The organism is Aquisalimonas lutea (assembly GCF_030409225.1).
GTDB lineage: Bacteria > Pseudomonadota > Gammaproteobacteria > Nitrococcales > Aquisalimonadaceae > Aquisalimonas > Aquisalimonas lutea.
Genome location: NZ_JAUFPK010000001.1, coordinates 1,669,482 through 1,696,042, shown reverse-complemented (window position 1 = coordinate 1,696,042; position 26,561 = coordinate 1,669,482). Strand labels below are relative to the sequence as shown.

Below are 26,561 nucleotides of genomic sequence, written 5' to 3'. Positions count from 1 at the left end.
AACAAGGTCCGGCGCGCGACGTGCGCGAACTTTACGGCCCGGTCATGTGCCTGCGCTCTGCGCATTCAAAAGAACCATCGCCGCAGCTGTCGATAGACCCAGACCACATGCGAGCCCCAGTGTCACCAATGAGCCGTGCCACCGGCTAAAGCTTCCGCCTCGATAGAACGAGGGAATCAAGGCCGCCGAGACAACGCCCATCAAGCCGGAAAACAACATGAATACGGGCTGCAGGTGAGAACCGTCGCCGTAGACGTACAGGACAGACACGACCGCTGCCTGCGCTAGAGCGAAAAAGAGGAGTTCCACACAGTTTACGACGCGCTTCCATCGCCGTGTTTCGCCCTCTTCCACCCAGGCCATTTTTTCAGAGAGTGTTTTCACAGGACATCCTCAACAAATTGCGCCCGCTATCACCCGCACGAGGTACGAGCGTCGGCCGTAGGGCGTCGTTATGTATCTTCATCCTTCGGCCCGACCCAGAACAGGGGATTGTGCGCGACCTCCCACAGGTAACCGTCTGGATCAGCGAAATACCCTGAATACCCGCCCCAGAATGCTTTCTGGGCCGGCTTCACCAGCTCCGCACCTGCCGCGACGGCCTGTTCGATCAGCTTGTCCACCTCCTCTTCCGAGGCGACGTTGTGAGCAATCGCAATACCCGCAAATCCGGTCCCGTCCGCGGATATACCCGCATCTTCAGCCAGCGACTCGCGGCCATACAGCCCCAGCCAGGTTCCATTAAGCGTGAAGAACGCAACCTCCGGCGGCGACTCCATTCTCGGCAAGCCAAGTCCCTGCTCATAAAAGCGAATCGACTCATCCAGATTCCTGACACCCAGTGTCAGCATACTGATCCGTGGTTTCATGCCGTCACCTCATTCGATGCATGGCGCACAAGCGCAGCCGCGGCGGAACCGTCGGCTACAATGCTACGTTCAGGCCCTGCATATAACCAGCCACCGTAGCCGTCGGCCGCCACAGAAAATCACGCCCCTTCTTTTCCTCCTGCGGTCCCCACGCTGCCGATGCCAAAACGCGAGCGTGTAAAGGCCCCCGTGCCCGGCGCCAGCGGGCCCGGCAAAGGGCCTGCTCGAAGAGAAGCGTGCATCGTGATCCAGACGGAGTGGGGCAGGAATATCGTCCGCAAGGCGGGGCGATCAATTCTGTCCGTTGTCACGGGGCATGGCCGCCGGATCCATCCACATGGCCTCCCAGACGTGGCCGTCGGGATCGGCAAGGTTGCGGTTGTACATGAAGCCGAGGTCGTGGACAGGATTGATATCCGCGGTACCGCCGTTCGAGGCCGCCGCCTCGTTCATGGCGTCCACGGCATTCCGGCTGTCGCAGGATATGGCGAGCATCACTTCACTGGACGTCGCGGGCGGAATCGGCCGACTGGTGAAGGTACGCCACTTGGCATGGGTGAGCAGCATGACGTTGATCGCCTCGCTCCAGACCATGCACGCAGCCGTGTCGTCGGTGAACTGCGGATTGTTCCTGAAGCCGAGGGCCTCGTAGAAAGCCATCGACGCGCCCAGATCGGTCACGGGCAGGTTCACGAAGATCATTTGAGCCATGGTTCGCCTCCTCCGGGTTGGCGGAACAGTCGCAGCCGTAGCCGCTGTCCATCAATTCGTCGCGCGGACGAGGCTGATCTCGACGGCGGCGGAAAACTCCCCCACCTAGCCAGTGCCCCCTGCGTCATCCGACACCGGCTGCCCGCGCGATCAGGAACAACCCCGCGCCGACAGCGACCATCCCGGTGACTCGGGCGACACGCTCGCCGGCCGGTGCCAGACGCTCGACGGTGATGGCTGCCGCCACCACGGCCATCGCGCGCAGATCCATGACGCCGATGGCCAGCAGGATCGCCATCAGCCCGGAACAGCAGTAGCTGCAGTGAAGGCCGAGGCGCAGCCCGTGTCGCCAGGCCGTTGCGGCATCTGCCGGCAACGCGCACGCACACTCCGGCGCCTCCCGGCAGCGGGCAAGATGCCGTGCCTTCCACGCGCTGAACTGCAGCGCGCCGGCGAGCAGGACGACCCCGCCCACCGCCATCGGAACAGCGCGCGCCAGCGACGGCCACTGCATCCCGGCCGTCGCCAGCGCCACGCCCACCGGAAAGGCGATCAGGCCGAACACGGTCCACACGAAGAAGTATCCCACGCCCGCGAGCGCGGTCAATCGACCCGGGTGTACCTCGCCTGCCCTGCCGACGGCCCGGCGGTAGCGCCACAGCATCGGGACCAGGGACGGCAGCATCATCGCCGCCATCATCACGACCCACATGCCGAGAAACGACGCCGCGGCACCGGGCCAGGTCTGGCCCGGCATCCGCATCCACGTCATGGACATGGTCCAGCCGCCGGGCATCGGCATCCCGCCCATCCCCGCCATGGACCCGCACCAGGCGACCGTCGCCGCAACGCTGACGGCGAACAGCAGCGCCGCGATACCGAGGAACACCGGATCGGAACCTCTTGTGAAAGACATGCCTGCGACCTCCCGGCCCGCAATTGCGGCAACGATGCCCGGTGACCCGGCTCAGCCCTGGCCGTACTCGTCGTGGCGGCGCCACCAGGCGCCCGTCTCGTTGCGCCCCAGGGGGGCGCGGTCGAGCCACTGGTACATGCCCCAGACGGCGTCCAGCCCGCGCGCATAGGTGGAATAGGCGTGGTAGACGACGCCGTCGTCGAGCACGAACGTGCTCATGCCCGGCCGCTCGCGGGTGTAGGTGGCCATGTCGGTTCCGCACATGTCCGCGAATGTGGGGGCGCCGTCGGCTGTCGAGCGCGACGGCATGGGGACGGCAGGCTCCTCGCGCCGGTAGTTGTATTCCAGTCCGGCGCGCTGCTCCTGCTCGGTGTACGCCGCCTGGAAGTCGAAGTTGAAGTCGCTGTCCAGCGACGATGCCCAGGGAAAGCTCCAGCCCATCCGCCGCTTGAAGCCCTGCAGCTTCGCCAGCGGAGCGCGCGACACCGCGCAGAGCGTGACGTCGTGATGCGCGAGGTGGACCACGAAGCCGTCAAAGCCGTCCGCGATGGCGGAGCAGGCCGGACACCCGGCCGTGTAGTCGGGACCGAACATGAAATGGTAGACGAGCAGCTGCGAGCGCCCCTGGAAGAGGTCCGCCAGCGAAGCGCTCCCCTCGTCGGTCTCGAAACGATAGTCCTTGTCGATCCGCACCCACGGCAGCTCCTGCCGCCGCCGCGCCAGCTCGTCGCTGCGCCGCGTGTGCTCCTTCTCCGCCTCGAGCAGCTCGAGCCGTGCTGCCAGCCACTGTTCGCGTGTCGCCGTCATGTGCTTGCTCATCGCTCTTCCCTCCTGGTGGTTGTCGGACGTGGGATACACTAGGCGCGGGGCGCCACAGGGTGGGAGTGACAAGTGTGACGGGATTCCAGTGGACTCGTTGATCACCGCCGCGGCGCGGGCTCTCGCCGCCGGCGATCCCCTCCGGGCGCTGGACCGGGTCGCCCTGCGCGACGACGCACCGGCGCTCGCGCTTCGCGGCATCGCGATGGCGCAGATCGGCGATCTCGATCGCGCGAGAACCCTCCTGCGACGCGCCGCGCGCGCCTTCGGTCCGCGGGAAGCCGTGGCCCGCGCGCGCTGCGTCGTCGCCGAGGCCGAGATCGCGCTGGTCTCCCGCGACCTGGGCTGGACCGCGAAGGCGCTCGACACGGCACAGGCAACGCTCGAAGCGCACGGCGACCGGCTCAACGCCGCGCATGCGCGCTATCTCGAGATCCGGCGCCTGCTGCTGATCGGCCACATCGACGCGGCCGAGCGCAGGCTCGCCGAGCTCAACCCCGCGCCCCTGCCGCCCGCATCACGAACCGTCCACGAGCTGGTGACCGCGGGCATCGGCATGCGCCGTCTCCGGACGAGAGCCGCGCGTGCCGCCCTCACGCGGGCCGAGCGTGTGGCGCAGCACGCGCGCATCCCTTCGCTGACGGCCGAGGTCGAAAGCGCATTCGAGGTCCTGAACACCCCCGCCGCACGCCTGGTTGCCAACGGCGGGGAACGGCCCCTCCTGCTCGAGGAGGTGGAACAGTTGCTGACGTCGAAGGCACTGATCGTGGACGCCTGCCGCCTGGTCGTGCGGGAAGAGAACAACGTGGTTTCCCTGGCAAGGCGCCCGGTGCTGTTCGCGCTTGCGCGGGCGCTGGCCGAGGCATGGCCGGACGACGTGCCCCGGGAAACGCTGATCGCGCGCGCATTCCGCTTGAAGCTCAGCGACGAATCGCACCGCGCACGACTGCGCGTCGAGATGGGCCGGCTGCGCACGGCGCTGCAGCCGCTGGCCCGGGTGCGCGCGACCAGGCGGGGTTTCGTGCTGACGCCGCATCACGCGCAGGAGGTACTCGTGCTGGCGCGGCCCGTCGAGGAGAAGCATGCCTCAGTGCTCGCCTTCCTCGCCGACGGCGAATCGTGGTCCACCTCCGCTCTCGCGCTCGCGCTCGGGACGAGCCAGCGCACCGTGCAGCGGGCGCTCGTCGCGCTGGCGGCAGACGGCAAGGTGCAATCCTGGGGCCGCGGCCGGGCGCGCCGCTGGATGACCCCGCCTATGCCGGGGTTCACGACAACCTTGTTACTCCCCGGCCCCGTGCCGGTCGACTAGGATGCAGGCATGAAGCCATCGGCCACCGACAGGACGGAGACATGAAACAATCAAACGCGGAAATCGAGCGCGAGTACGGCCCCTTCCCGGATCTGGACAGCATCCACGGCCTCACGTACGACGGAAAGAACATCTGGTTTTCCACCGGAGACCGGCTGCACGCCCTCGATCCCGCCGGCGGGGAGACACCGCTGCGCTCGTTCGAGGCCGCCGCCGATGCGGGAACGGCCTACGACGGCCGGCACCTGTTCCAGCTCGCCGACAATCGCATCCAGAAGATCGATCCGCAGACCGGCGACGTGCTTGCCACGATCACGGCACCCGACGGCGGCAACTCGGGGCTCACCTGGGCCGAAGGGACGCTTTGGGTGGGCCAGTACCGGAACCGGAAGATCCATCAGGTCGATCCCGAAACCGGAGAGATCCTTCGCACCATCGAGTGCAATCGCTTCGTCACCGGCGTCACCTGGCTCGACGGAGAGCTCTGGCACGGCACCTGGGAGAATGACGAAAGCGAATTGCGGCACATCGATCCGCAAACGGGAGAGGTCCTGGAGAGCATCGAAATGCCGGCCGGCGTGGGGGTTTCCGGGCTCGAGTCCGACGGCGTCGACCGCTTCTTCTGCGGAGGCGGAAACAGCGGCAAGGTGCGGGTCGTCCGCAGGCCCCAACGGGATTCCGCAACCGGCAGCGGCTCCTGAGGAGCGCCGGAGCCAAGAGACTGGACATCCCCCGTCTGGCGAGCACTCAAGCGCCTTGCTGCGAGACCCGCACGAAGGCCGTGCCAGGGTGATCGGCATGTGCAACGCCACCCCGTAGGACGTGAGACGCCTCGTCGGGGGCGATGGCCTCATCGGCCTTGATACGACGCTGCTCTCGCAGGCGATCCCACCCGGGTTTTGACCGTTGAGCGTGAAACTGACTATGTTTAAGGGCAAACATGAGTCGTCCGCATGGATGCCCGGGCAAGTATCTTCGCAAGGACGATGACGGGGAGGTTGCGGGTGATGCGCCTGAATGCATGGACTCCGCTGAGCACGCCCTGCTGGAATAGCGTGGCCGTGGAGGATTTCCGCGCGGACCTCACGGAGGTGTGCGGCCGCTTCCTGGTCGAGCCGTACCAGCGCCAGCCTCGTATTGCGGGAGGCGTATCTCGGGCGTATCTATCGCGCTTTGAGGCTGCGAAGGTGTCGCTGGACGCGCAATCGGTCACGCGTGATGCGTCGATGATCCGTCGCGACCCGGGGGAGCACCTGTTCCTGATTGTCCAGGATGAAGGCCACGCCACCATTAGCCAGGGCGACACTCTTAGCCCGTTGAGCCCCGGGGACATGTTCCTGGTCGACTCGGCGCGGCCCTCCGCGTTCATCTCTTCTGGACGGCGCATGCGGCAGCTTTCCCTGCACATTCCCAGGGACGAGGCCGTCCACCGCTTCGGCCGGGCATGCACGGGCGGGGTCGCCATCGACACGGATGATCCGTTGCGCCAGGCGTTGCAGGCCGTGCTCAAAAAGCTCATGCAGGAGCAGAGCCACGGTGCCTCGGCGCCGTTGGGCGAGACGTTCATGGATCTGCTCGGTGCCTATTTCCTTGCGCGTCAACGACAGTCTTCTCCGGACGATCGGCGGGATGACCGCATCCTGGGCAGAGTCCGCGCGGTCGTACATGAACACGCCGATGACCCGGACTTCGATCTCTGTCAGCTCGCTACCGTCATGGGCACGTCCCGTCGTACGTTGCAGCGCCACCTGAGCCGGCTGGGAGAGACAGCGCGTCGGTTGATCCTGGACATCCGGCTCGAACGTGCCCATTCACGCCTGGCTACCGGACGGGCGGCAACCGTGACGGGCGGCGTGGCCGCGGTGGCCTATGCATCCGGATTCAACGATCTGTCTTACTTTTACCGCGCATTTCGAAAGCGGTATGGGATTCCCCCCGGGAAGGTCGGCCGGCCGCCCATCTGCTAAGAATCCACGGACAGGAAAACCAGGCTCCCGACAACGCCGTAGGTGCAGCAAGCCTGCGTAGAAGGACGCGCGTTGCTGCGGCGTTGCAGGCTCCTCGACGGTACGCGTCCGGCCCAACCCTGGCGTCCATGTCCAAAACAGGTGGCACGCGGCGCCAAGACCTGCCGCTTCTCCCCTCCTATGGTTGAGTCCATGATCCCGACAATTCCAATCAATGGGAGGAGAACCAGCCATGTACAGTCCCGCCCTGACCATCGATGGCTCTACCGTCGAGATACCGGATCGCTTCGCTGTCACCAATCCATCGGACGGCAGCATCGTTGGTTACGCACCGAATACCACCGACAGCGAACTTGACCGGGCCGTCGCCGCGGCCGGTGCAGCCTTCACGAACTGGTCGCAGCGTTCCGATGCTTCGTTGCAGGAGGCCTGCAAGGCGGTGGCCGCCGTGATCAACGAGCATTCCGAGGAGCTTGCCCGACTGGTGACCGCGGAACAGGGGAAACCGCTGAACGGCCCGGGATCGCGATGGGAGGTCGGCGCTGCAGCGGCGTGGGCCGAGCACACCGCAGGCCTGACGCTGCCGCCGCGCATCATCCAGGACGACGACGAGGGGCGGGTGGAGCTGCATCGCCGGCCGCTCGGCGTGGTCGGATCCATCACCCCTTGGAACTTCCCGGTACTGATCGCCGTCTGGCACATCCTGCCGGCCCTGCGCACCGGCAATACGGTGGTCATCAAGCCGTCGCCCTATACCCCCCTGTCGGCGATGCGGCTGGTGGAGCTAATGAACGAGGTGCTACCCGCGGGCGCCGTCAACATCGTCACCAGTGATGACCAGGCCACCAACCTGGGGGCCGCCATGTCCAGCCATCCGGAGATCCGCAAGATCGTCTTCACCGGCTCGTGCTCGACCGGCAAGCACGTGATGCGCAATGCGGCCGACACCATGAAGCGCCTCACGCTGGAGATGGGCGGGAATGACGCCGGGATCGTGCTGCCGGACGCCGACCCGGAAGCCATCGCCGAAGGGCTTTTCTGGGGGGCATTCATCAACAACGGCCAGACCTGTGCGGCGATGAAGCGGCTGTACGTGCACGACAGCATTCATGACCGGGTCTGCGACGCGCTTGTCGATGTTGCCCGAACCATCCCCGTCGGAGACGGCTTCGACGAGAATAGCGTCCTGGGCCCCATCCAGAACCGGATGCAATTCGACAAAGTCCAGCGTCTCGTGCAGGACGCCAGCACGCGCGGTCGGGTGCTGCTCGGGGGCCAAGCGGGCGACGGGTTGTTCTTCCCCCCCACCATCATCGCGGGACTCGGGGCGGGCGATCCGCTGGTAGACGAGGAGCAGTTCGGGCCGGTACTGCCCGTCATCCGCTACACCGATATCGACCAAGCGATCGCCGCGGCAAACGACAGCCCCAATGGCCTCGGCGGCTCCATCTGGAGCGCCGATGTCGAGGAAGCGCGTCGCATGGCGGCGCGAATGGAGTGCGGCTCCGTGTGGATCAACAAGCACGGGGCAATACAGCCGAACGCGCCGTTCGGCGGCGTCAAGCAGTCAGGCCTCGGGGTCGAGTTCGGCGAAGAGGGGCTCGCCGAGTACACGGACATTCAAGTGATTCTCTCCTGATCCCACCGGGGAGAGAGACCAGTCCCTGAACCGGCAATCCACACATCCGGGCTGACGCCCGGATCACCGCCTGGCCGGGCGGTAATAACCAATAATATCCGAAAAACCGGAGGAGACCATGAGCGATCAACACCGTCATTCCGGCGGGATAACCCGTCGTCGCTTTCTCGGCTACACGGCTGTTGCATCGGGCACGCTGATGCTTGGCGGCGGCCTGTGGGGTGCTTCCATCAATCCCGCCGATGCCGGCGAACGCCGCTTCGACTACATCATCTGTGGCGCAGGGTCGGCGGGATGCGTACTGGCCGACCGGCTGTCCGAGGATGGTTACTCCGTGCTCGTCATCGAGGCGGGTGGGCCGGACAACAGCGAGAAGATCTCGACGCCGATGCGCCTGCTTGAGCTCTGGCACACCGAGTATGACTGGGACTATCGGACGGCACCCCAGCAGCACGCCCACGGCCGGCGCATCCACTGGCCCCGGGGAAAGGTCCTGGGCGGCTCGTCCTCGCTCAACGGCATGATCTACATCCGCGGCAACCGCACCGACTATGACGGATGGGCCGATCTCGGGAACACCGGCTGGGACTACGAGTCGGTCCTGCCGTACTTCAAGAAGTCCGAGGATTTCGACAAGGGCGAGAACGCGTATCACGGCGCGGGCGGCAGGTTGCACGTCACCTCGGAGTTCGAGCCCCATCCCGTCACGGCGGCGATTGTGGAAGCAGCGCAGCAGGCCGGGCATCCCTATAACGAGGACACCAATGCGGAAACCCAGATGGGGGTCGCCTTCACGGACCTCAACACCAAGAACGGCGAGCGCCATTCCACGGCCGTCGCGTTTCTGGATCCGGCGCTGCGCCGGCCCAACCTTTCACTCATTACCAATGCTCGAGTCCACAAAACGGTCATCGAGAATGGCCGCGCCACCGGCGTGACCTATCGACAGGAGGGTGAGCTGCGCACCGTGCGGGCCGAACGTGAGGTCATCCTTGCAGGGGGTGCCATCGAGAGTCCACGGATTCTGATGCTCTCCGGCGTGGGACCGGCGGATCACTTGCGCGAGCACGGCATCGACGTGGCCCGCGACCTGCCCGGCGTCGGCCAGAACCTCCATGACCATACCCTGCTACCCGTCATTTTCGAGGGCGCCAAGGAATTCCCCCCGCCCAGCAACATGGCGATCCAGGTCCTCCACGCCCATGCCTTCATGAAGACTGACGAAACGCTACCCGGGCCGGACATGCAGCCACTCTTCTTCCACGTTCCCACCTACATCGAGGGTCAGGAGCCCGCGTCACCCCATGGGTTCACGCTGAATGCCGCCGGGATTCGCCCCACAAGTCGTGGTGAAATCCTGTTGACCGGCCCGGACCCGGAGGATCCGCTGCATATCGACCCGAATCTGCTTGCCACGGACTATGACGTCAGCACGCTTGTAACGTCCATTCGTCGGAATCGTGAAATCGCCGACCAAGCGGCACTATCGGAATGGAAGGGGCGAGAGGTCTATCCAGGTGCAGACAAGCGAAGTGACGAGGAGCTGGCGGAGTACGCCCGCAGCGCAGTGATCGCTTACCACCATCAGTGCGGCACCTGCAAGATGGGCAACGACGACATGGCCGTGGTGGACGAGGAGCTGAGGGTCCGAGGCGTAGATGGCTTGCGTGTGGTGGATGCCTCCATCATGCCGTTCGTCACCTCGGGCAACACCAATGCGCCTGTCATCATGATTGCCGAAAAGGGTGCCGATATGATCAAGAGAGCACGCGGCTAGCAGTGCAACCCTGATACACGGATTGCCATCGCGACCGACATGCGGTCGCGATGGCCAAATCACCGGGCTGGCACTGCTACCAGGTAGGCCGCAAGAGGTAAGCAGCCCGGTGAAACGACGTCCGGCGCACGAAGTGCGCGAACTTTATGGCCCGGTTACGTGTCTGCGCTCTGCACGTTCGAAAGAACCATCGCCGCAGCGGTCGATAAGCCCAAACCACATGCGAGCCCCAGTGTCACTGTAGTTGCCTTGTTCCGATTGCCGCACGTCAGGACTGTACGATAGGCTCATGACGCGACATCGGATGTCTGGACGAAAGGACTCATCTCGCCGCCGGAGGAGTCTGCGGCGCCGAGCAGATTGCCAAGGAGGGACGCTAATCATGTCAATCTTCATGAGTTTCCCCGGCATTCAAGGCGAAACCGCCGACATGAGCCACGTCGGGTTCTTGAATATCGATTACCTTGAATGGAGTGTCGCGCGCCGGATCACCTCCCCTCCCGGTACTTCCTTCGACCGCGAGTCGGCCAATGCGGAGATCACCGATCTCTTTCTTATTAGACGTATGGATAGCGCGACGCCAAGGCTATTTCTTGAAGCCTGCTGCGGTTCAGGCAAGGAAATTCTAATCCGACTCACCAAGACTGGCGTTGGATCGGGAGCAGAGACCTTCGCCGAATACGTACTCAAGAACGCCATCATTTCCGATTACGAAGTCACCGCAACGAAGAACGATGCCATCAGACCTGTCGAGGAGCTGACGATCAGTTTCACAGGCTTGGAACTCCGTTACACGCCGTACGACGATCGCGGAAAGGCGCTTGCAAGCGCCTCGGTCGGCTTCGACACAAGCACCAATCAGAAACTTTAGCTCCCAAAGGAGATACTACTTTTTCACAACCGAAAAGGAATTCGGCATGCCAACGAACGTAGTCCAACAGGATGACTACAGCATACGGGAACCGGCCTACCTACTGGTCGAAGGCGCCGGTATCCACGGAAGCTTTGAAATATCCGGAACCGTGACCGTTCGGCGCAATGGAGTTGTCCATATATCGGCGAAGGGCACCACCCCTGCACAAGTTATCGCCCGACAGCATGGGGGATCGATCCGTTTCCATGCGACAGCAATGCTCAAGAGCAACGGACATAGAGTCCAGACGGTGCAACTCGAGACAAAGCCCGGACCTCAAGCATGGGATGACGACAGCATGGCCCCTATTGGGTCGGCTACCGTCAAAATACCCAACTCGCATCCAGACATCGCGTACTCGATAGTCATAGAAGGCGGCTATTTCTACGACACCGGCGCCGGGATCGTGCAACCGATGCCAGGTTCCGGCACCGCCGATGTACAGCTTCGGAGGCACCGGTGATCAGCTTGCCAAGAACGATACCGGGTATTGCCGTGGTGGTGATGCTGGCCATATTGGTCGCATGCACCGAAGGATCTGAATCACCCACCACCGCCGATGAATTACACGAGCGAGCCCAGAGTGCGCTAGGACGGTCCGGGACTGCTCAAGATCACCAGCGAGCATTGGAGTTGCTCGATGAGGCCTTGCGAATAGATTCTAACCATGTGCCGTCGCTACGCTCGCAAGTTCGGCTTCTCGTGCGCGCCGGACGCGACCGCGAGGCCCTTGGGCGCGCGCGCCGCCTCGCGGAGGTCAGTGGCCAGGCGTCAGACCAGCTCTACCGATGCATGTTGATCGAGCGCGTTGAACGAGAGAACCCGGTCCCCCTGTCTTGCTACCACGATGTCGTGGAGCGCTACGAGACGCCCGAGACACCACAGATTGAGCGTGACCTGAACTATCTTGTTGCATTGAAGCTTGCAGACTCGCCGAGACTCAGCGATCAGCTCGAACAGCACAAGGCAAGGAGCGCGGCCTCCAAAGAAGACCCCAACTGGTTAACCGACTGGATTGCGAACTCAAGCCGTAAGGAAATCGTTGATCAGTTCACCCGCATCGGATCCCCGGCTGAACAGCAGTGACACACTTACCAGAGCGGAAGCGTGAGCATCTTCCCCGCGCCGCCGCAGCACGCGCAGCGGGACTGACCGTCCAACCCTGGACGGTCTTGCTCATGGCCAGTATCCCCCCTCGTATCGGTCAAGCCGCGCCACCTCGCCGCGCATTACCATGCAACCCCTTTTCCGGCGCGGCTCAACGCCCTCTCCCAGGCGTTCCCAGTAGTAGTCCATGGCCTCCTGGCTGTCACACAGCACCTGGAAGGAGACGGCTTCACTGAACCGGAAATGGGGCCCGCCGTTCAGGGCAGCAAAGACCTGGCTGTCCAGGCTGAACTCGACGGTTCGGAAAAGTCGCGTAGCGAGTGGTTAGCGGGACAATGTCCCACTCCATGCGCTTGCTCGAGCTCAACACTACTTTGGGGGCCTCCCCTCCGTGCCCAGCAACTCGAATTCTGGAAGAGTAGCAACCAGCTCATTGCCATCGAACTTTCGGGCGCCGACAATCTTCAGCCCCTGCGCCGATTCAGCCTGAACAATAATGACGGGGGTTTTTCATCCTGTTCGATGTGGAAAGCATATTGCGGAATTATTATGTCAATTGGCTCACCAATAGACACTCCATCCACAGCCGCGACAAAAACCGCGTTACCCGCTTCGAGGTCTTGTTGCTCTGCGGCACGACCAGAAATAAAACCGTCCTCTGGTAAAGGAGGCCACTGAGACTCCTGCGCGACGACGGCAGTTGCTATGAATCCGAATATGCCTGCGAGCACCTTCTTCATGACTGCACTCCTTTGCCCTCCAACGTATCGCTAAGCGGCCGGTTTGGAGCGAGGCGGAGAAGCCGGGTGGCCCGTGCCTCATTGTTAATAGTTATTTGTCTCCTTTCAGTCCGCCCCGTATCAGAACCACACCGCTCAACAGATACAGAAAGAATGCCACCAAGAAAATCACTGGGTGATCACCGAACGAAGCCCAACCACCTTCACCCGCACTCGCTTTTCCAGCTAGCACGTAAATCTCGCCACCGACAACGCCCCATAGCGCCATTCCGGTAAACAAGATTCCAAAAAGAAGTTCAACGATGTTCACGTCTTCGGGCCTATCTCTTGTTCCTTCATGTTCGTGTTCATCCTGCGCGGGATTGGCAAGGATATAACGATGAAGCTCAGCCGATGCAGAAACCAACCAACGGTTTCCCTACCGGCTCAGGCATATTGTTCGGCGGTGGTTGATCGAGAACGAGCCACCTCATTACCGGTCGGACAGCGCCAGCCGCATTCCGAGCGCAACAAACGCACCCGCAAAACCGCGCCTGAACCACGCCATCACGCTGGGCTTCGAGATTATGTAGCGTCGCGTAGCCGAGGCAAACGCTCCGTAGCCAACGAAAATTGCAAATGTCAGAAGCATGAATATAGCTGCCAATCCGAGCATGTAGTGTGTTGGCTCGGACGTATTGCTCGGCACGAACTGGGGGAGAAACGCCAGGAAGAACAGAGAGAGTTTGGGATTCAGGATATTCAATAGCAGGCCGTCGACAATGATCTTGACGTCGGAGGCGGCCGTTCTCCCTCCCGATACCCGGAGGGCTCCGCCCTCGCGCAAAACACGCCATGCCATGTAAAACAGATACGCGACGCCAAGGTACTTGACGACCTGAAACGCCACCGCGCTTGTATGCAACAGCGCAGCGAGGCCGGCAATACTTGCGAGAATGTGCGGAACAATGCCAAGCGTACAGCCAAAGGCGGCAACCACGCTTGCGCGCCACCCGCTGCCAATGCCAAACGCGAGCGTGTAAAGGACGCCCGTGCCCGGCATCAGTACGACGATGAGCGAGGTTACGAAAAACTCCGGCGTCATAAAGTCTCTCCAAGTCCGCCCGCAGCCGAACCCCGTCGCTAAACCCCCGGCTCTGTAGCACCAGAGAAAGAGCCGGTCGGCTTGAGCGTGTTACTGGACGTTAGCGCTTGGATGCAGGCCTCCCGCAGAGCCCATGCATCCGCGAAAGACACCGCATGCGAGTCGGCCCACCTCTGGACGGCGTCTCTGTGTATCCGTTCCTTTTCGTCCGCGAGGTGCACCGTGGATACCACATGCTCAGAGAGCAGAGCCTCAAACGGCGACGTGCTGCCGCTGCTTAAGCCGGTGAAGTCGTATCGGCGACCGCCGAGTCGGAGATAGCAGTGTGCCTCCGGAATATAATCGAATCCGGCAGGCTCCAGGACGGTTCCTATGCCTGGCGTGTTCTGCTCGCACATTGCGTAAAGGCCGACGACAAGCTCGACTTCCACATGCCCACATTCTTGCGCCACGGCAGCGAGCAGTCTGTGCTTGGAACTACACGTGCCCCGCTGTTCCTTCAGAACCGTTAGAACATCGTTAGAACATGCGGGTCTTCCATAGGGCAACCGGGCGACGTGCTCGCCAAGCGCGAGAAAGCGATCGAACCCGCGCCGCCGCACTTCCATGGCGACCGGGCCCTCCCCCTCGATCGAAAAATCCAGCTCGCCGGACATCTTCTTTCCTATTATGTTCAGCGCGAAGGTGAGCCGCGGGTGTTAGCCCATCAGGTCGATCTTACTCTCCCACGATTTCTCCGTAGAGACATAACAGCGGAGTTAACCGGAAGCTTAAAGCGCGGCTTCTCCGTCACCGCGCTTTAAGCTGCCCTGACCTTACTCGGCTGAACGACTTGTTAGTGGCGGGCTAGGCCGAAGCCCAAATCGTGGCGACAAGTACAACCCAATACTCCGTTATCCCTGCGCTGGCTGCTGTCGATGATTCGTGATTGAAATCACCGCAACCGATGTGGCTAAAGATTCTGCGATCAAAGACAGCTGATCCAGAACACCTCTGCGCCGGAACGCTCAGACGCGTGATGGCGCCCAGAGCTGCTGTAGTCTTGGAACCGTTTCCTTGGGCGAGGGATCGCTGTCGGAATAGTCCAGTGACACGATCCGGCTCATTCCATCGTCACTTGGCTCATCGTCCGCATAGGGGAACCATTCCCGGGCTTCGTCGGGGGTTACACGCAGGCTGAGTTTGGTTGAGGGCCACCACGCCCCGCCCGGCGGGCCGCCGGCTACCTTGAGAACAAGTCCCTCGCGCACGTCGACGACGTTCGTCCAAGGCACGAAAAGCCACCGCGTCTCCGGAGTGGCCCATTCGTGGCCATCGGGGTAGCTCCCCTGACCGTGAGCGTAGATCCCCTCCTGCATCGCGATGAAACCAAGAGTACGCTTGCGCCAGTTGCCCGGCCATAGACCAAGGATGAGCAGAAGTGCGCCGAAGCCCATAAATAGGTAACCGGCAGAGACGTGCCATTCGGGAAAGATCCTCTCGAGGTTCCAGCCGAGATAGAGCAGCCCCACGCCGATGGTCAAGGCCACCGTGAGCAGGACTCGCGACGACCAGATAGACCGACCAGCAACGATCACGGCACCCCTCGGCGGATTCTGACCGCGCAGCGCATTCGGGATGTTGGTCTTCGGGTGAGCATCTTCCGCACGCTGCACTGAGTCAGGCACACCGACCCGCTCCGCCACCGCGCTTGTCGAGTCCGTCGACGAACGCCTCCATCCGTAGACCAACAAAACGGCCATCCCCAAGAAAGCCACGCCCATCAACAACGCAATGGACCGTCCTTCGGCGGACGAATCGGCATCCGCGAAGAACCAGAGCACAAGCATGAATGCGCCGCCGCCGAACAACACCAAGACGACGACGCCGACGAAGGTGTGCTCAAGAACTCTCTCCATGCGCGTCTTCCTTGCAGAACCCCTTGTGTTCACGATTCCTTTCACCTCCGCGACGGAAACACCAGCTGTAACACTCTAAGCGGACGGGCACCTCAAGACCACCGCCACAAACGCTGTGGTTCAGCGACGGCGCGTTAGCGCCGCCGCTGCAACCGATCTATAGGCGGCTCCGGGTCACTTTTTTGCACTGGGATTGGCGCCCATGGTCCTCAGTGTTTCCTCATCATAGTGAGACGCATATTCCGCCGAAGGAGGTGTAACCTTGATTACGTCGATGAGCACGCCATTCGGATCAGATGTGATGAAGTGTCGTTGGCCGAATTCCTCTGACCGTATCGGTAAATGAATAGGAAGCCCGATCTTGTGCATTCGCTCATACTCGGCATCCACATCTTCGACCTCGATATTGAGGAGCAGCCCACCATTGAACTTTCCGCGGAACTCTTCCGGTACGGTCGGGTGAACTGAGTCAAGAAGAGCCAGCTCGAACGGGACTTGCTGATTCGCCTTCAGACTCACGTACCACCCAGCATCAAAAACAACCTCAAAGGGGAAATGAGCAATCCAGAAGGCTTTCGATTCCGCCACGTCCTCGGTCATGATAACCGGATAGAAACTATTGATATTCATCATGGATAGACTCCTTATCAACGGTAAAAGGAGTCCCATTGTGTTCGGTAAAACGGCCTCCGTCTTGTAAAAATGCGGCATGTTCGCGCAGTCGTGACGGGGTCTGCCCTAAGAAGCGAGCAAACTCATGCGCGAGATGGCTTTGGTCCGTATAGCCAAGGTTGGCGGCTATCTCCGCAATGGGGAGCTTCGACTCAGCAAGCAGAGCAGAAGCGCGGCGAAACCGAATAATCTCTGCGAACAGCTTAGGTGGAAGACCAACCACATCAAGAAACGCCCGTTCAAATTGCCGACGGCTTTTGCAGTACATATTCGACAATTCGGAAACGCGCACTGGGCCTTGCGTCGCTTCGATGTAACAAATGATTTCATCAATCCGGGAGCGACCGGGCGATTGGCGCTTAAGGTGCTGCAATAGAACAGCATCCAAGCGAGCGAAAAGCGACTCAGTAGAAACTGATTCGGCCACCCGAAGCATGTCCGGCAGGAATCCGCCCTCGGCGGAACGCACAGTATTGGTCAGTTCAGAGGTCTTGGCGTCCAAGAAATGTCGGCTTTGGCCGGGTCTGAAACGAATACCCAAGTAGTGTTTGCCTACATCGAGTTGTACGTCCGTGTTCTTCGTCGTCGTGCCAAAAGCATCCACTCGGTAAGCGGCTGAGCCACTCACAACGACGACATCCACAGCACCATCTGGCACGATTGAGTAGATCTCGTCGTGGTTGTTCAGACTCAACCAGTAATGACTGATATACGGCCGCAAGGGTGCGGCCGGTAAAGAGACGTCAAGTGGCTGATTAGCTAGATTCATCTGGTTGGCGAAGCCGCCTGACGATGAAGCGGAGCCGGCTCGAAACTGCGTAGCGATTGATCGGCCGGATGGAACGCATGGTTAGGAGCGCCTGCCTTTCTCACGCTCCACCCTATCTAAGATCTGCATCAGCTTCCGCTCCATTCTTTCTAGATCGGGCTCCCGGTTCGTTAGGCGGTCATTCTCCAGAACGAGATCTTCAATCTGCGCCGAGACACCCAACTTGCAGACTTGGCGAATAAGGTCGTCCACTCGGGGCGAGAAATAGTCCCATCCATGAACGCAGATATCTGTTATCGGATGATCACCCGGTTTTCCGTTCGGCATTGTTCCTCCACACCTAACGCAGAGCTGAGGCGCGCGCGCCTTGCGAGCGTCGCCTCGAGCGCCGTGTTATACGAATCCCTTTCATCGAATCTCCACACTTCCGGCACCCACCGACAGCCCAACCTATCGCAAACAGCGCTCTTTTACCTCGCTCAGGCCGCCTTCATTCATCTCCATGGCGTGGATCTGCACCGCCGGCATCCTCTTGAGAGCGCCCGTAGCGCCGATTTCGTCTAGAGCCTGTCGCGAGCAATTCACCGCTGGCTCGAAGGCACCGACGAGAATCCGTTTACCGGGATAGGGCACTGCCGGCAGTATAGCTGGAGACTTACCGCCGCCAGAAACCTCCATGCGGTCCGTAAATACCTCTACATGGACTTCCATGGGTCTTCCTTCGTATAACGACGGCGCTCAGCGGTGCTTGACGGCGACCGACCGGAGCACCAGCGAAGTCAAGCATCGGCCTGCAGCGCCCTTGCTGGGCGCAACTCGAACCGTGTTCACTAACAAACATCCGTCATTCATAAGCCCTACGCCATCCTGCCGCCCGTGCTTCGTCTTCCGAGCAAAACCATCGCTCTCCCTTCAACCTGTCGATTTGTGTCTCGTCGTACCATTCACTGCCTGGAACGTGGTAAATGCGTTCTCCGTTCATGCTGATATTTCCCTTTATTCGACACCCTTCCGAAACACTCTCAGTCGAGGAACGCCAAAATTCTGTGAGCGGGGTGAAACGGTGCACGTTTAGAGCAATCACCACGATAATAGCTATTACTCCGACGATCCGAGCCACGACTGTTTCTCACTTCATTCCACTACAGCGCCCAACGATAACGCTCACCTGCGCAGCCTGTCTGCGTCGGCTGAAGCGCCTTGTTGTCTAATCCAGGATCTCCGCAGCCGAATGATAGTCTCCGATACAGTGGCAAAAGTCTCTTCAGAGCTGCAACGATACCTGTCCCTCGCCCAGTCCAAGATAATGGGTCCTCTGATCTGGGAAGCATGCTCGGGGAAAGCTACGAGATAATCGTCTGTCAATGCCCGACTCCTTGGGAACACATGAAAGTGAATCCGCGACTGTTCTTCGCCGAACTGAGCGCAGTAGATATGCAGAGGATCGCACACCGCCTTGACAGTAGCGGCAGCCCTTGCCAAAACCGGCCCGAGCCGTTCGGCGGTCGCTAGAGGCAACTCCTCCAATGAATGTGCTTCTGCGACCGGCGACACGATCAGGTAGCCAGGAACTGCACATGTGTAGCAATGCTCCACCAAGAAATCTTGGTCACGGCTAATCTCAAAATTCATAGTTTTATTCCACATCGGCCTTGGTTCAGTGGCAGCTTTGGCAGAGCGAAGCGGCGACAAAGCTGTCCAGTGGAGGGCCTTCAGGCCCGGAACGGGCTGCAACAATTGGTGAGGCTAGCGGTGGCTCGACGCAAGCAACAATCCGGCAGCACCAACGAGCGCACCACCGAAGACCCTTCCAAGATAACGAGAAACATTGCCGGCCAATTTCGCAGTTGTTTTCTTAACAAGTAAAGAACACCCTAATAAGCAGATAAACGAAAGCGCCATAAAGGTGCAGAGAAAAATCGTAAATTGAAATAAAAGACTTTGAGAAGGATCGATAAATTGCGGGAATAGCGCGGTAGTAAACACTATTGCTTTCGGATTTGAAACTGACACAGCAATACCTTGAATGTATAGGTAATTCCCGCTTTCTCCAGAATGGCGTTCGCTGACTGGAACTGGTTGGATACCATTTCGCCAGATCTTTATACCCAAGTATGCCAAGTACGCCGCGCCCAATATTTTTACTATAGTAAACGCAATTGAAGAATAAACAATTAATGTGCTTAGGCCAGCAACAGACAAACTTGAAAGAATAGCTAGACCGGTAATATTACCGATAATTGTTTTCAATGAATTCATGACACCATATTTGACACTATGTGCGGAGACGAGAAGCATAGCAGGACCAGGTATTACAGTGGCCACAAATGCGATTGCTGTAAAGGCAAGCCATACTTCCATATTTATGCGTCCCTCATCTATTAGACTAACTGTCGAAGCTCACTTGCCGCCGTGGAGCGGAGCGGAACGGCGGTCAGGTGCAGCGCCTTGTTAGGCTCGGTGTTAAACCTTGCATGAAACGTGACTAAAACCGAGACGCGCTACGAAGTGTCGTGTGCATTTAATGCGCTGCTTGTTGGCGATTTACTAACTGCCATTAAATAAGTATTACACATCAAAATCAACTGCCTGTGCACGGCGTTGACTTCGGCGGCGGACAAATCGCGCTCGAACACGTTTCGGATCGTGCCGAAGATCGTCGTTAAAAGCGTAAGATTCACTGTAGACAGGTCTTCGAAGTCGGCGTCGGATGCGCTGGCAAACATGGCAGCAGACGCTGTATCGACGCGACGGCTGAAAGCAGTGATCAACGGTTGATTGTCCAGTTCCACGACTGACTTGTATAGCGCCCGAGTGACCTCGGGCCGTTCCATCTTGGCATTCCAGTAGGTAGTCACGAGTGTGTTGATCATTTGCTCGGCCGAGGCGCCATGCATTTCCCGGCAGGCACGCTCAACCTTATCACCCAACGCGTCCAGGTAGCGCTCGTTCACGGCATAGAACAGCGCCTGTTTGTGCGGAAAATACTGATACATCGTGCCGACCGAGACACCTGCCCGCTCCGCCACCCGGGTGGTTGTCAACTGGTTCGGCCCATCGGCCACCAAAACCTGAATGGTGGCCTCGAAAATGAAGTCCACTGTCGCCCGCGCACGCGCTTGACGCGGCTTCTTGCGGGCGCTCAGGTGGGACGGTGGTTCTTGCGGCATATGCGAATACTTAAACTGAACAATCCTTCATATAATAATCGCACCCAAATGACAATAGAAGGATTGATTCATGAACGGCCGAAATCGCATCGCACTTGTCACCGGCGCGAACAAAGGCATTGGGCTGGAGATCGCCCGCCAGCTAGCACAAACAGGTACATTGGTTATCATCGGGGCCCGCGATGCCGGGCGAGCCCGAAACGCCGTCGAAGGGCTTTCGTTGCAGGGGCTGGCAGTGCAGTCCACCCTAATCGATCTCAATTACCATGCAAGTATCGCAGCGGCCGCCGAAACGATCGGCACGGAACATGGCCGGCTCGATATTCTCGTCAACAATGCGGGCATCGTGGATGCCGAGGACGGCCCACCGACTGCGGCCACGCCCGAAGCGGCCCGCCGTATCCTAGATACCAACTTCGTAGGCACGCTGGCAGTGACGCAAGCCATGCTACCGTTACTGAGGCAATCGTCTGCGGCCCGGATCGTCAATCTGTCCACCTCTTTGGGCTCATTGACTTTGAATGGAGATCCAGACTCCACCTTCTACTCCCAGCGGTTTATTGGCTACAACGCGTCCAAGGCCGCGCTGAACATGCTCACTGTGCAGCTGGCCGAAGAACTTCGCGACACACCGATCGTCGTGAACTCCGTGAGCCCAGGATTCGTGAAAACGGATCTGACCGGACACAACGGTTTCATGACGGTTGAAGAAGGTGCGAAGCTGCCGGTCGAGTATGCGCTGCTCGGCGAAAACGCAGTATCCGGCCAATTTGTTGAGCCGGATGGCGTAACACCTTGGTAGGCCTGACGACCTAACAACCGTTCCTCTGCTCTGAGTGGTGGCAATGGCCGAACTCAGTCGCAACAAATGGAACGGGGGATGCACATAATTCCTTCGAACTCGCAGCATATTGTGCCGATACGCTGCGCAACGCCAGAGCTCACCTGCCGCTATGGAGCGCCAGCGGGATAGCGGTCAGGTGCAGCGCTTTGTTGGGCGACCAAGCTCCAAAGAAACTCATGCTACGCAGGGCTAGATGACGAAACTTGATGCCGATATACAGCTGCATGCTTGATAACGGAAGTCATGCTGTCATTAGGCCCACTGCCTCGAAATGACAAAAGTTGTTCTTCAGTTTCCCATTCTTCATATACATTTACGCGGTCCGGCTCTATCGGATCTGCCGCAACGATAAAATCTTGGCAACCAGGCGCTTTTCGTGCTTGTAGAATCGCGTCGCGAGACAACGCAAGAAAATCTTCTCTCGTGCATTCATATACATAAATCCGCCCTGACACAATAATCATTCTGCACTCCCGAACTTGTTGGGCTTCATATCAGAACGGCGGCCCTGATTCTTGGATGATATGTTTCTGCACTCCCATTTGGATTATTGGAGTAACTTTCTTTGGAGGGTCAGAAACGGCACGCCATGAGTTTAGATCTTCCTCGGATCGCCAGAACTCAAAAATATTGATCCGACTCGGATCAACCGTGTCGGCAGTAATGGCCATATCCAAGCATCCTGGGACGTTTCGAGCACGAAGCACTAAGTCTTTGAAACTCTCCACTGCTTCATCCCTTCTCTCCGGATCAACGGTAGTCCACCCCGCGACGATCACTTTTTCCTCACTCATACTATTCTCACCTATAACAGCTGGGCCTAAGGGGCTTTCGACCTGTCTACCCCCTACCCGCTAGTCGAACTAGGCTCCAGAAAATCGACATAGGCTGTACAGCATGACGCCCAACGCGAACGCTCAGGTGCGCTGGAAACGCGTAACGGTTCCAGCATCACCTGGAGCGACCGGTTAGCGGCGAGAGTATGGGAGGGACCAAGGGCAACGATCCCTGCCTGGAAGGACAGCAGCCACCCAACCAGCGCCACAACCACACCCGCCTGTATACCGAATACTCCCCACCCAAAGACGCCGCCTGCTGTGCGACCAGCAGCGAGCAACATTGCAACCGGCAACACTGCGAACAGCAATAAATGAGCCGGCGATGGCATCCCCTCAGATGGCGTGAGTGGCGAAAGCAAGCCAACCAAGAAGATGCCTACCGCCAGGACATTTAGAGCACCGCATATGGCAACTTTCATATCAGTACCGCTAACGGTTTGGTGAGGCGCGCCGCCCAAAGCGGCCGATTATTGGCAGCCACGTGTGCCGGCGTCGCCTCCACCAATTTGTTAGCGACGCGTCAAAAGCGTTCGTGACCGCCATTAGCTTTCGTCACCCCACGCATACACCGCAAACGCGACGCCTAGACCTCCGAAGAACCACACAAAATCGACTACGTGCCACCCGAGACCGGCCCAAGACCGATCGGCGCCGAAAATCATTCTTGCCCACCACGGCGGTTCAGTCAGCACACGCCCCAAGCCGTCATATACGGTCCCCGTTGCAGGATCTACCGACCCCATGAAGTAAGCCATAAAGGCAACGACGAAAACCGCAATGGCGATTGCACCTCCTGCGACTCGGGCAACAGCCTTCATCTTTCCCTCCTCCGGCTAACGATGAAGCTCAGCTGCCGCCCGACCGCGCAGCGGTTGGGCGGTCAGATGAAGCGCATCGTTAGGGCTACGGCACATGCCGAGTGCCCTTGCCGTAACCTCTCCACCCCGCGACCGCCAAGCATGCTCCCATGAGAAAAAGAGCACCCCCGAACCAGCCGACAAGCGGGGCGAACATGAAACCGAACACGGACACGGCTACACCAGCACCGAGGAACAAAACTCCATACCCGAACAACACGTCGTACAGGTCGAGGTGCCATTCCTCCCAGGCCAGATACTGCGTCCAAAGGCCGATCGCGCAGACTCTTCGGAGGATTGGGATAAGCATTCTCGACATTCCGCGGCGGATAAGCTCCGCGTCCGCCTCCAGCTGCCAGTTACGTGCGCCGGAGTCCAGAAACGGCACGCACAGCAGTTCCGAGATCGTAGCCCGCTCACTCCACGTTGGTTCCGCCATGGCCGTGACCCTTCAAGCCCTAACGATGAAGCTCAGCCGACGCGAAGCCGCGTAGCGGTTGAGCGGTCGGCTGCAGTGCATTGTTATGTAGTTTTTCTGTCAAGTCCGCGTGGTTCCTTATCTTCTTGGTTTCAGTAATTTGAGTTCTGGTCTATCGGTCGCCTACCCAAGGCTTGTGGAATCGAAGTAACGACAAACAGAATCGGCACCGCGAGCCACAATTGGGCTGCAGTATAAAAGCGCAGTGCGCATCTTACGTTCACATTACTCAGTTCCACCTCTAGGGCTCGTTGCCGTAGAAGAAGCAATGCATGAATGGCGAGAGGTATATAATTCAAACAGCCACCTGCAATCCATAGCCCGAATAGAGTCCAGCCAATACTGGTTGAATTATCTACTGCGATTAAGCCAATTGCTGGTCCTACCGTCGCGCCCAGCAAATACTCCGCTGTGATGATTTTCCGGCGGATCACCCCTCCCTTCAAACCATGCATATCGATCGCCGCCAAGCGGCGTATATCCACTGGCCCCATATGCCGTCTACAGAATCTGACTACTGACTACATAACGCAGAGCTAACCGGCGCGAGGTACGAGCGTCCGGTTGAGCGCTGTGTTATATCGCTTAGCGGTCAATGAAAACCGCCGAATAAGGATCGCCGCGAACTCCCGATCCCGCAAGACTGCTCGCGAGCCCCGCCCGCTCTAGGGCCACAAACAGGAACGTGCAATTACAGGAGTGTCCTGCCGGACGGACGCTTGAGTCGAAAACGGCGGGCTCCAATTCTTTGAGCTCACTCGAAGTAACCCGCTTCCCTCGGAACGATTCATACGCTGAGTGGAGATCTACGAGCTTGACGGAGATGGTCGATGAGCCGCGAACGTACGAAATGCGATCATCTGTAAACCCCGTGACCTCCGAGGTTCTGCCACCGGGATTGTCGATAACCGTTCCAATCGGTACAACCTCTCGGAGTTTCCCGGCGAACTCGTTCAGTTTCATGCCTCTCCCCCTCCGGCGATATAACGCCCAGCTTAACCCGCCGGCTTCGGAGCGCCAGCGGAGAAGCCGGTCAGGTTCAAACTGTGGTTGGGCATAGCCTCGCGTACTCTACAAAGCGCATGGCCAGAAGCCCGTCCTGGTTGCTTACGCCTGTGCCTCTTGGCGCAGTTCCTGACTGAGTTCGGCTTTGGACACATACCCGGGCTGGCCCTCTACACGCTTAAGCCATGCACAGACCGCGGGAAATCGCGCCAGCTCGAACTCCGCCTCCTCGGCGACATGGGTGTATGCGTACAACGCAATGTCTGCGATGGTGTAGCGCTCACCCACAAAAAACTCGTGCGCACCGAGGTGCTGCTCCATCAACTCCAGCGCCTTGTAGCCCGGCGCCCGCTTCTCCTCGAGCTCGGCATCAGACCCTGGCGGCCTGCCAAAGAAATAGATGATCGCGTGCGAAGCCGCGATGTACGGCTCGTGGCTGTACTGCTCGAAGAACAGCCACTGCATGACTTGCGCCTTGAGCAGGTGATCGTCAGGTAGAAGCGGCGTTCCCTCGGCGAGGTAGCACATGATGGCGTTTGACTCCCGTAGGCAGACGCCACCGTGAGCCTCCAGCACGGGCACCTTACCGTGTGGGTTCTTTTCCAGGAACCAGGGCTCGCGTGTTTCCTTGGCGAAGAGGTCGACGTGCACCCACTCGTGGGCAAGCCCGAGCTGTATGAGCGCTAAGCGGACCTTGTACGAGTTTCCCGAGCGGATGTCTCCGTAGCCTTTAAACATGCGACGTTTCCTTCATTCTTGTGGAGCCCAACGCATAGCTAACCGGCGCGAGGTACGAGCGTCCGGTTGAGCGACGTGTTATACGGCATTACCTCTTTGCCTCAAATAGCTCGACAGGATTACCCGCCGGATCGTCAACCAGTGTTTGCTTTCCACCCTTTCCCTCAACGATTTCATTTCTGAAGGACGCCCCTTGACTTTCGAGTTCTCTCACGGTGACCGTCAAATCTTCGACTTCGATTTGGATTCGGTTCCATCCACCTGGCTCTGGCGCGGATCCGTCAGGCATCGAGGCGCCCGCACCACCCGCACCAGGCGCATTTAGAAGTAAGCGAAGCGAACCTCTGGTTAGTACCGCAAAACCTGGAGCCGGATGCATTTCCACCTCAAATCCCAGACTGCCGGCGTAGAACGCAATCGCGGCATCGACATCGGAAACAATGTAGCGAACGGATACGATACCCATAACGAGCTCTCAGTAGTGGTGTTTCAGTGCCGTATAACGACCAGCTTCAGCGGTGGCGCGAGCGCGTAGCGCACGGGCCATCCGCTGCAAGCGCTTGTTGGGCTTGTACACGTAGCCACGTATCGCCACATTCGTTGAGTGCATCTTCTATGCGCTCAACATGATGAGGCAGTGTGCTCGAAGGGAGATGGTCTCTCTGAAACCATTGAATATCGTCGGCTTCATCGCTAAGGCGAATACTGCCACCCGTTTGAGTGCATAGAAAGGTGAAAGCTACGGTTTCCTGCTCGGGCACAGAATAGACACCGACTAAGTGCTCAACTCTCACAACAAGGCCCGCTTCTTCCAAGACTTCACGCTCTGCGGCTTTCCACGGCGATTCTAGGCTCTCTACTTTTCCGCCTGGCAAGTTCCACGCATCAAAATCCGTTCGATGACAGAGCAACACACGTGATGCTCCGTCCAGAATGACGGCGAATGCTCCGAGATTGTGCACCTTACATCTCCCTAGTAAGCCCAACGAGAAAGCTCAGCCTCCGCGCCGCTTCGGCGCGGTCGACTGGAGCGCTTGGTTGGGCCTCTTGCCTTTTCGCAGCATACTCAGCCCTGCGAGCCCCCACACGAGCGTCGGCCAAAATACGGTGTTCGTGATATCGCCGATACTGGCTGCCCAGCGCCAGTAACCGAGGCTAATAATATCCTCTCTCATATCCAGCAGCTCTGCCGCAATGGCGGCTACTACCACGAGGGCTAGCGGCGCTATAGCACAGAGCGGTTTGCGCAGCAGAACCACCGCAGCGAAGAACACAATGAACCCGGCGTGCACATGCAGCGCATCTTTCGACAGACCGAGCGTCGAAACAAGGACAAGCTTCGCTTCCTGATACAACGATGGCTCCATGACCGGCCTCCTCTGCCCAACGCGAACGCTCAGCCGCGCCGGAACCGCCAAGCGGTTCCGGCGTCGCGCTGTA

Annotated in this window: 33 protein-coding genes and 1 pseudogene; 9 read left to right on the top strand and 25 right to left on the bottom strand. The window is 59.6% G+C overall.

The annotated features are described in order from the left end of the window. Window positions 1-42 precede the first annotated feature (42 nt). The 5 genes from QWY84_RS07930 to QWY84_RS07910 all read right to left on the bottom strand — a co-directional run bounded on the left by QWY84_RS07930 (window position 43) and on the right by QWY84_RS07910 (window position 3,315). A complete protein-coding gene (locus tag QWY84_RS07930) occupies window positions 43-384 on the bottom strand; it encodes a hypothetical protein (protein WP_290202039.1) in 342 nt (113 codons plus the stop codon). A gap of 68 nt (window positions 385-452) precedes the next feature. Continuing rightward, complete coding sequence (locus QWY84_RS07925) at window positions 453-869, bottom strand: VOC family protein (protein WP_290202038.1); 417 nt, start codon at window positions 867-869, stop codon at window positions 453-455. A 291-nt stretch (window positions 870-1,160) separates the two neighbouring features. Further along, window positions 1,161-1,580: a VOC family protein gene (locus tag QWY84_RS07920; protein WP_290202037.1), complete on the bottom strand. Its 420-nt coding sequence runs from the start codon at window positions 1,578-1,580 to the stop codon at window positions 1,161-1,163. A 124-nt stretch (window positions 1,581-1,704) separates the two neighbouring features. Continuing rightward, the gene (locus QWY84_RS07915; RefSeq protein WP_290202036.1) at window positions 1,705-2,496 is read right to left on the bottom strand and encodes a DUF2182 domain-containing protein; all 792 of its coding nucleotides are present in this window, start codon (window positions 2,494-2,496) and stop codon (window positions 1,705-1,707) included. Between the two features lie 51 nt (window positions 2,497-2,547). Next, window positions 2,548-3,315 carry a DUF899 domain-containing protein gene (locus QWY84_RS07910; protein ID WP_290202035.1) on the bottom strand — a complete coding sequence of 256 codons (768 nt, stop codon included), beginning with the start codon at window positions 3,313-3,315 and terminating at the stop codon, window positions 2,548-2,550. 88 nt (window positions 3,316-3,403) lie between these two features. On the opposite strand from QWY84_RS07910, the gene QWY84_RS07905 reads away from it, so the two are divergent. The 8 genes from QWY84_RS07905 (at window position 3,404) to QWY84_RS07870 (ending at window position 12,006) form a co-directional block, all read left to right on the top strand. After that, window positions 3,404-4,624: a hypothetical protein gene (locus QWY84_RS07905; protein WP_290202034.1), complete on the top strand. Its 1,221-nt coding sequence runs from the start codon at window positions 3,404-3,406 to the stop codon at window positions 4,622-4,624. A gap of 41 nt (window positions 4,625-4,665) precedes the next feature. Next, window positions 4,666-5,325 carry a Vgb family protein gene (locus QWY84_RS07900; protein ID WP_290202033.1) on the top strand — a complete coding sequence of 220 codons (660 nt, stop codon included), beginning with the start codon at window positions 4,666-4,668 and terminating at the stop codon, window positions 5,323-5,325. 306 nt (window positions 5,326-5,631) lie between these two features. Continuing rightward, window positions 5,632-6,591, top strand: coding sequence for a helix-turn-helix domain-containing protein (locus tag QWY84_RS07895; RefSeq protein ID WP_290202701.1), 960 nt, complete (start codon window positions 5,632-5,634; stop codon window positions 6,589-6,591). Window positions 6,592-6,823: 232 nt separating this feature from the next. Then, window positions 6,824-8,230: an aldehyde dehydrogenase family protein gene (locus QWY84_RS07890; protein WP_290202032.1), complete on the top strand. Its 1,407-nt coding sequence runs from the start codon at window positions 6,824-6,826 to the stop codon at window positions 8,228-8,230. 118 nt (window positions 8,231-8,348) lie between these two features. Next, window positions 8,349-10,007, top strand: coding sequence for a GMC family oxidoreductase (locus tag QWY84_RS07885; RefSeq protein WP_290202031.1), 1,659 nt, complete (start codon window positions 8,349-8,351; stop codon window positions 10,005-10,007). A gap of 382 nt (window positions 10,008-10,389) precedes the next feature. Continuing rightward, complete coding sequence (locus QWY84_RS07880) at window positions 10,390-10,878, top strand: Hcp family type VI secretion system effector (RefSeq protein WP_290202030.1); 489 nt, start codon at window positions 10,390-10,392, stop codon at window positions 10,876-10,878. 46 nt (window positions 10,879-10,924) lie between these two features. Next, complete coding sequence (locus tag QWY84_RS07875; RefSeq protein ID WP_290202029.1) at window positions 10,925-11,383, top strand: hypothetical protein; 459 nt, start codon at window positions 10,925-10,927, stop codon at window positions 11,381-11,383. Beyond that, window positions 11,380-12,006, top strand: coding sequence for a tetratricopeptide repeat protein (locus QWY84_RS07870; RefSeq protein WP_290202028.1), 627 nt, complete (start codon window positions 11,380-11,382; stop codon window positions 12,004-12,006). Before QWY84_RS07875 ends, QWY84_RS07870 begins: the two co-directional genes overlap by 4 nt. A 90-nt stretch (window positions 12,007-12,096) precedes the next feature. Here QWY84_RS07870 and QWY84_RS20085 read toward each other — a convergent pair. The 12 genes and pseudogenes from QWY84_RS20085 to QWY84_RS07820 all read right to left on the bottom strand — a co-directional run. Further along, window positions 12,097-12,318, bottom strand: a pseudogene (locus tag QWY84_RS20085) (VOC family protein); the annotation flags it as partial. Window positions 12,319-12,491: 173 nt separating this feature from the next. Further along, complete coding sequence (locus QWY84_RS07865; RefSeq protein ID WP_290202027.1) at window positions 12,492-12,767, bottom strand: hypothetical protein; 276 nt, start codon at window positions 12,765-12,767, stop codon at window positions 12,492-12,494. Between the two features lie 91 nt (window positions 12,768-12,858). Next, the gene (locus QWY84_RS07860) at window positions 12,859-13,173 is read right to left on the bottom strand and encodes a hypothetical protein (RefSeq protein WP_290202026.1); all 315 of its coding nucleotides are present in this window, start codon (window positions 13,171-13,173) and stop codon (window positions 12,859-12,861) included. 66 nt (window positions 13,174-13,239) lie between these two features. Beyond that, window positions 13,240-13,851, bottom strand: coding sequence for a LysE family translocator (locus QWY84_RS07855; RefSeq protein WP_290202025.1), 612 nt, complete (start codon window positions 13,849-13,851; stop codon window positions 13,240-13,242). 38 nt (window positions 13,852-13,889) lie between these two features. After that, window positions 13,890-14,507: a hypothetical protein gene (locus QWY84_RS07850; RefSeq protein WP_290202024.1), complete on the bottom strand. Its 618-nt coding sequence runs from the start codon at window positions 14,505-14,507 to the stop codon at window positions 13,890-13,892. A 351-nt stretch (window positions 14,508-14,858) separates the two neighbouring features. Continuing rightward, window positions 14,859-15,749, bottom strand: a complete 891-nt coding sequence (locus tag QWY84_RS07845; protein ID WP_290202023.1) for a hypothetical protein — start codon at window positions 15,747-15,749, stop codon at window positions 14,859-14,861. Between the two features lie 174 nt (window positions 15,750-15,923). Next, window positions 15,924-16,382, bottom strand: a complete 459-nt coding sequence (locus QWY84_RS07840; protein WP_290202022.1) for a VOC family protein — start codon at window positions 16,380-16,382, stop codon at window positions 15,924-15,926. Continuing rightward, a complete protein-coding gene (locus QWY84_RS07835; RefSeq protein WP_290202021.1) occupies window positions 16,366-17,190 on the bottom strand; it encodes a helix-turn-helix domain-containing protein in 825 nt (274 codons plus the stop codon). The genes QWY84_RS07840 and QWY84_RS07835 overlap by 17 nt, the downstream gene beginning before the upstream one ends. Window positions 17,191-17,640: 450 nt before the next feature. Further along, the gene (locus QWY84_RS07830) at window positions 17,641-17,901 is read right to left on the bottom strand and encodes a hypothetical protein (RefSeq protein ID WP_290202020.1); all 261 of its coding nucleotides are present in this window, start codon (window positions 17,899-17,901) and stop codon (window positions 17,641-17,643) included. Between the two features lie 133 nt (window positions 17,902-18,034). Next, on the bottom strand, window positions 18,035-18,259 hold the full coding sequence (locus tag QWY84_RS20165; RefSeq protein WP_435372982.1) for a sunset domain-containing protein: 225 nt from the start codon (window positions 18,257-18,259) through the stop codon (window positions 18,035-18,037). Between the two features lie 677 nt (window positions 18,260-18,936). Continuing rightward, window positions 18,937-19,551 carry a LysE family translocator gene (locus QWY84_RS07825; RefSeq protein ID WP_290202019.1) on the bottom strand — a complete coding sequence of 205 codons (615 nt, stop codon included), beginning with the start codon at window positions 19,549-19,551 and terminating at the stop codon, window positions 18,937-18,939. A 140-nt stretch (window positions 19,552-19,691) separates the two neighbouring features. Beyond that, entirely contained in the window at window positions 19,692-20,360 is a 669-nt protein-coding gene (locus tag QWY84_RS07820) for a TetR/AcrR family transcriptional regulator (protein WP_290202018.1), read from the bottom strand. Between the two features lie 70 nt (window positions 20,361-20,430). On the opposite strand from QWY84_RS07820, the gene QWY84_RS07815 reads away from it, so the two are divergent. Further along, a complete protein-coding gene (locus QWY84_RS07815) occupies window positions 20,431-21,162 on the top strand; it encodes an SDR family oxidoreductase (protein WP_290202017.1) in 732 nt (243 codons plus the stop codon). 221 nt (window positions 21,163-21,383) lie between these two features. On the opposite strand, the gene QWY84_RS20080 is transcribed toward QWY84_RS07815, so the two are convergent. From QWY84_RS20080 to QWY84_RS07780, 8 genes are all read right to left on the bottom strand, one after another. Then, a complete protein-coding gene (locus QWY84_RS20080; RefSeq protein WP_353959875.1) occupies window positions 21,384-21,668 on the bottom strand; it encodes a putative quinol monooxygenase in 285 nt (94 codons plus the stop codon). 30 nt (window positions 21,669-21,698) lie between these two features. After that, window positions 21,699-21,998 carry a putative quinol monooxygenase gene (locus tag QWY84_RS07810; RefSeq protein WP_290202016.1) on the bottom strand — a complete coding sequence of 100 codons (300 nt, stop codon included), beginning with the start codon at window positions 21,996-21,998 and terminating at the stop codon, window positions 21,699-21,701. Window positions 21,999-22,946: 948 nt separating this feature from the next. Beyond that, window positions 22,947-23,339 (bottom strand): hypothetical protein, encoded by a 393-nt coding sequence (locus QWY84_RS07805; protein ID WP_290202015.1) that lies wholly within the window; start codon window positions 23,337-23,339, stop codon window positions 22,947-22,949. Window positions 23,340-23,470: 131 nt separating this feature from the next. Continuing rightward, window positions 23,471-23,848 (bottom strand): hypothetical protein, encoded by a 378-nt coding sequence (locus QWY84_RS07800; RefSeq protein ID WP_290202014.1) that lies wholly within the window; start codon window positions 23,846-23,848, stop codon window positions 23,471-23,473. 637 nt (window positions 23,849-24,485) lie between these two features. After that, window positions 24,486-25,121: a glutathione S-transferase family protein gene (locus QWY84_RS07795; RefSeq protein ID WP_290202013.1), complete on the bottom strand. Its 636-nt coding sequence runs from the start codon at window positions 25,119-25,121 to the stop codon at window positions 24,486-24,488. Between the two features lie 88 nt (window positions 25,122-25,209). Beyond that, complete coding sequence (locus QWY84_RS07790; protein ID WP_290202012.1) at window positions 25,210-25,587, bottom strand: VOC family protein; 378 nt, start codon at window positions 25,585-25,587, stop codon at window positions 25,210-25,212. A 46-nt stretch (window positions 25,588-25,633) separates the two neighbouring features. Continuing rightward, a complete protein-coding gene (locus QWY84_RS07785; RefSeq protein WP_290202011.1) occupies window positions 25,634-26,083 on the bottom strand; it encodes an NUDIX hydrolase in 450 nt (149 codons plus the stop codon). Window positions 26,084-26,116: 33 nt separating this feature from the next. Then, window positions 26,117-26,488, bottom strand: a complete 372-nt coding sequence (locus QWY84_RS07780; RefSeq protein ID WP_290202010.1) for a hypothetical protein — start codon at window positions 26,486-26,488, stop codon at window positions 26,117-26,119. Window positions 26,489-26,561 lie beyond the last annotated feature (73 nt).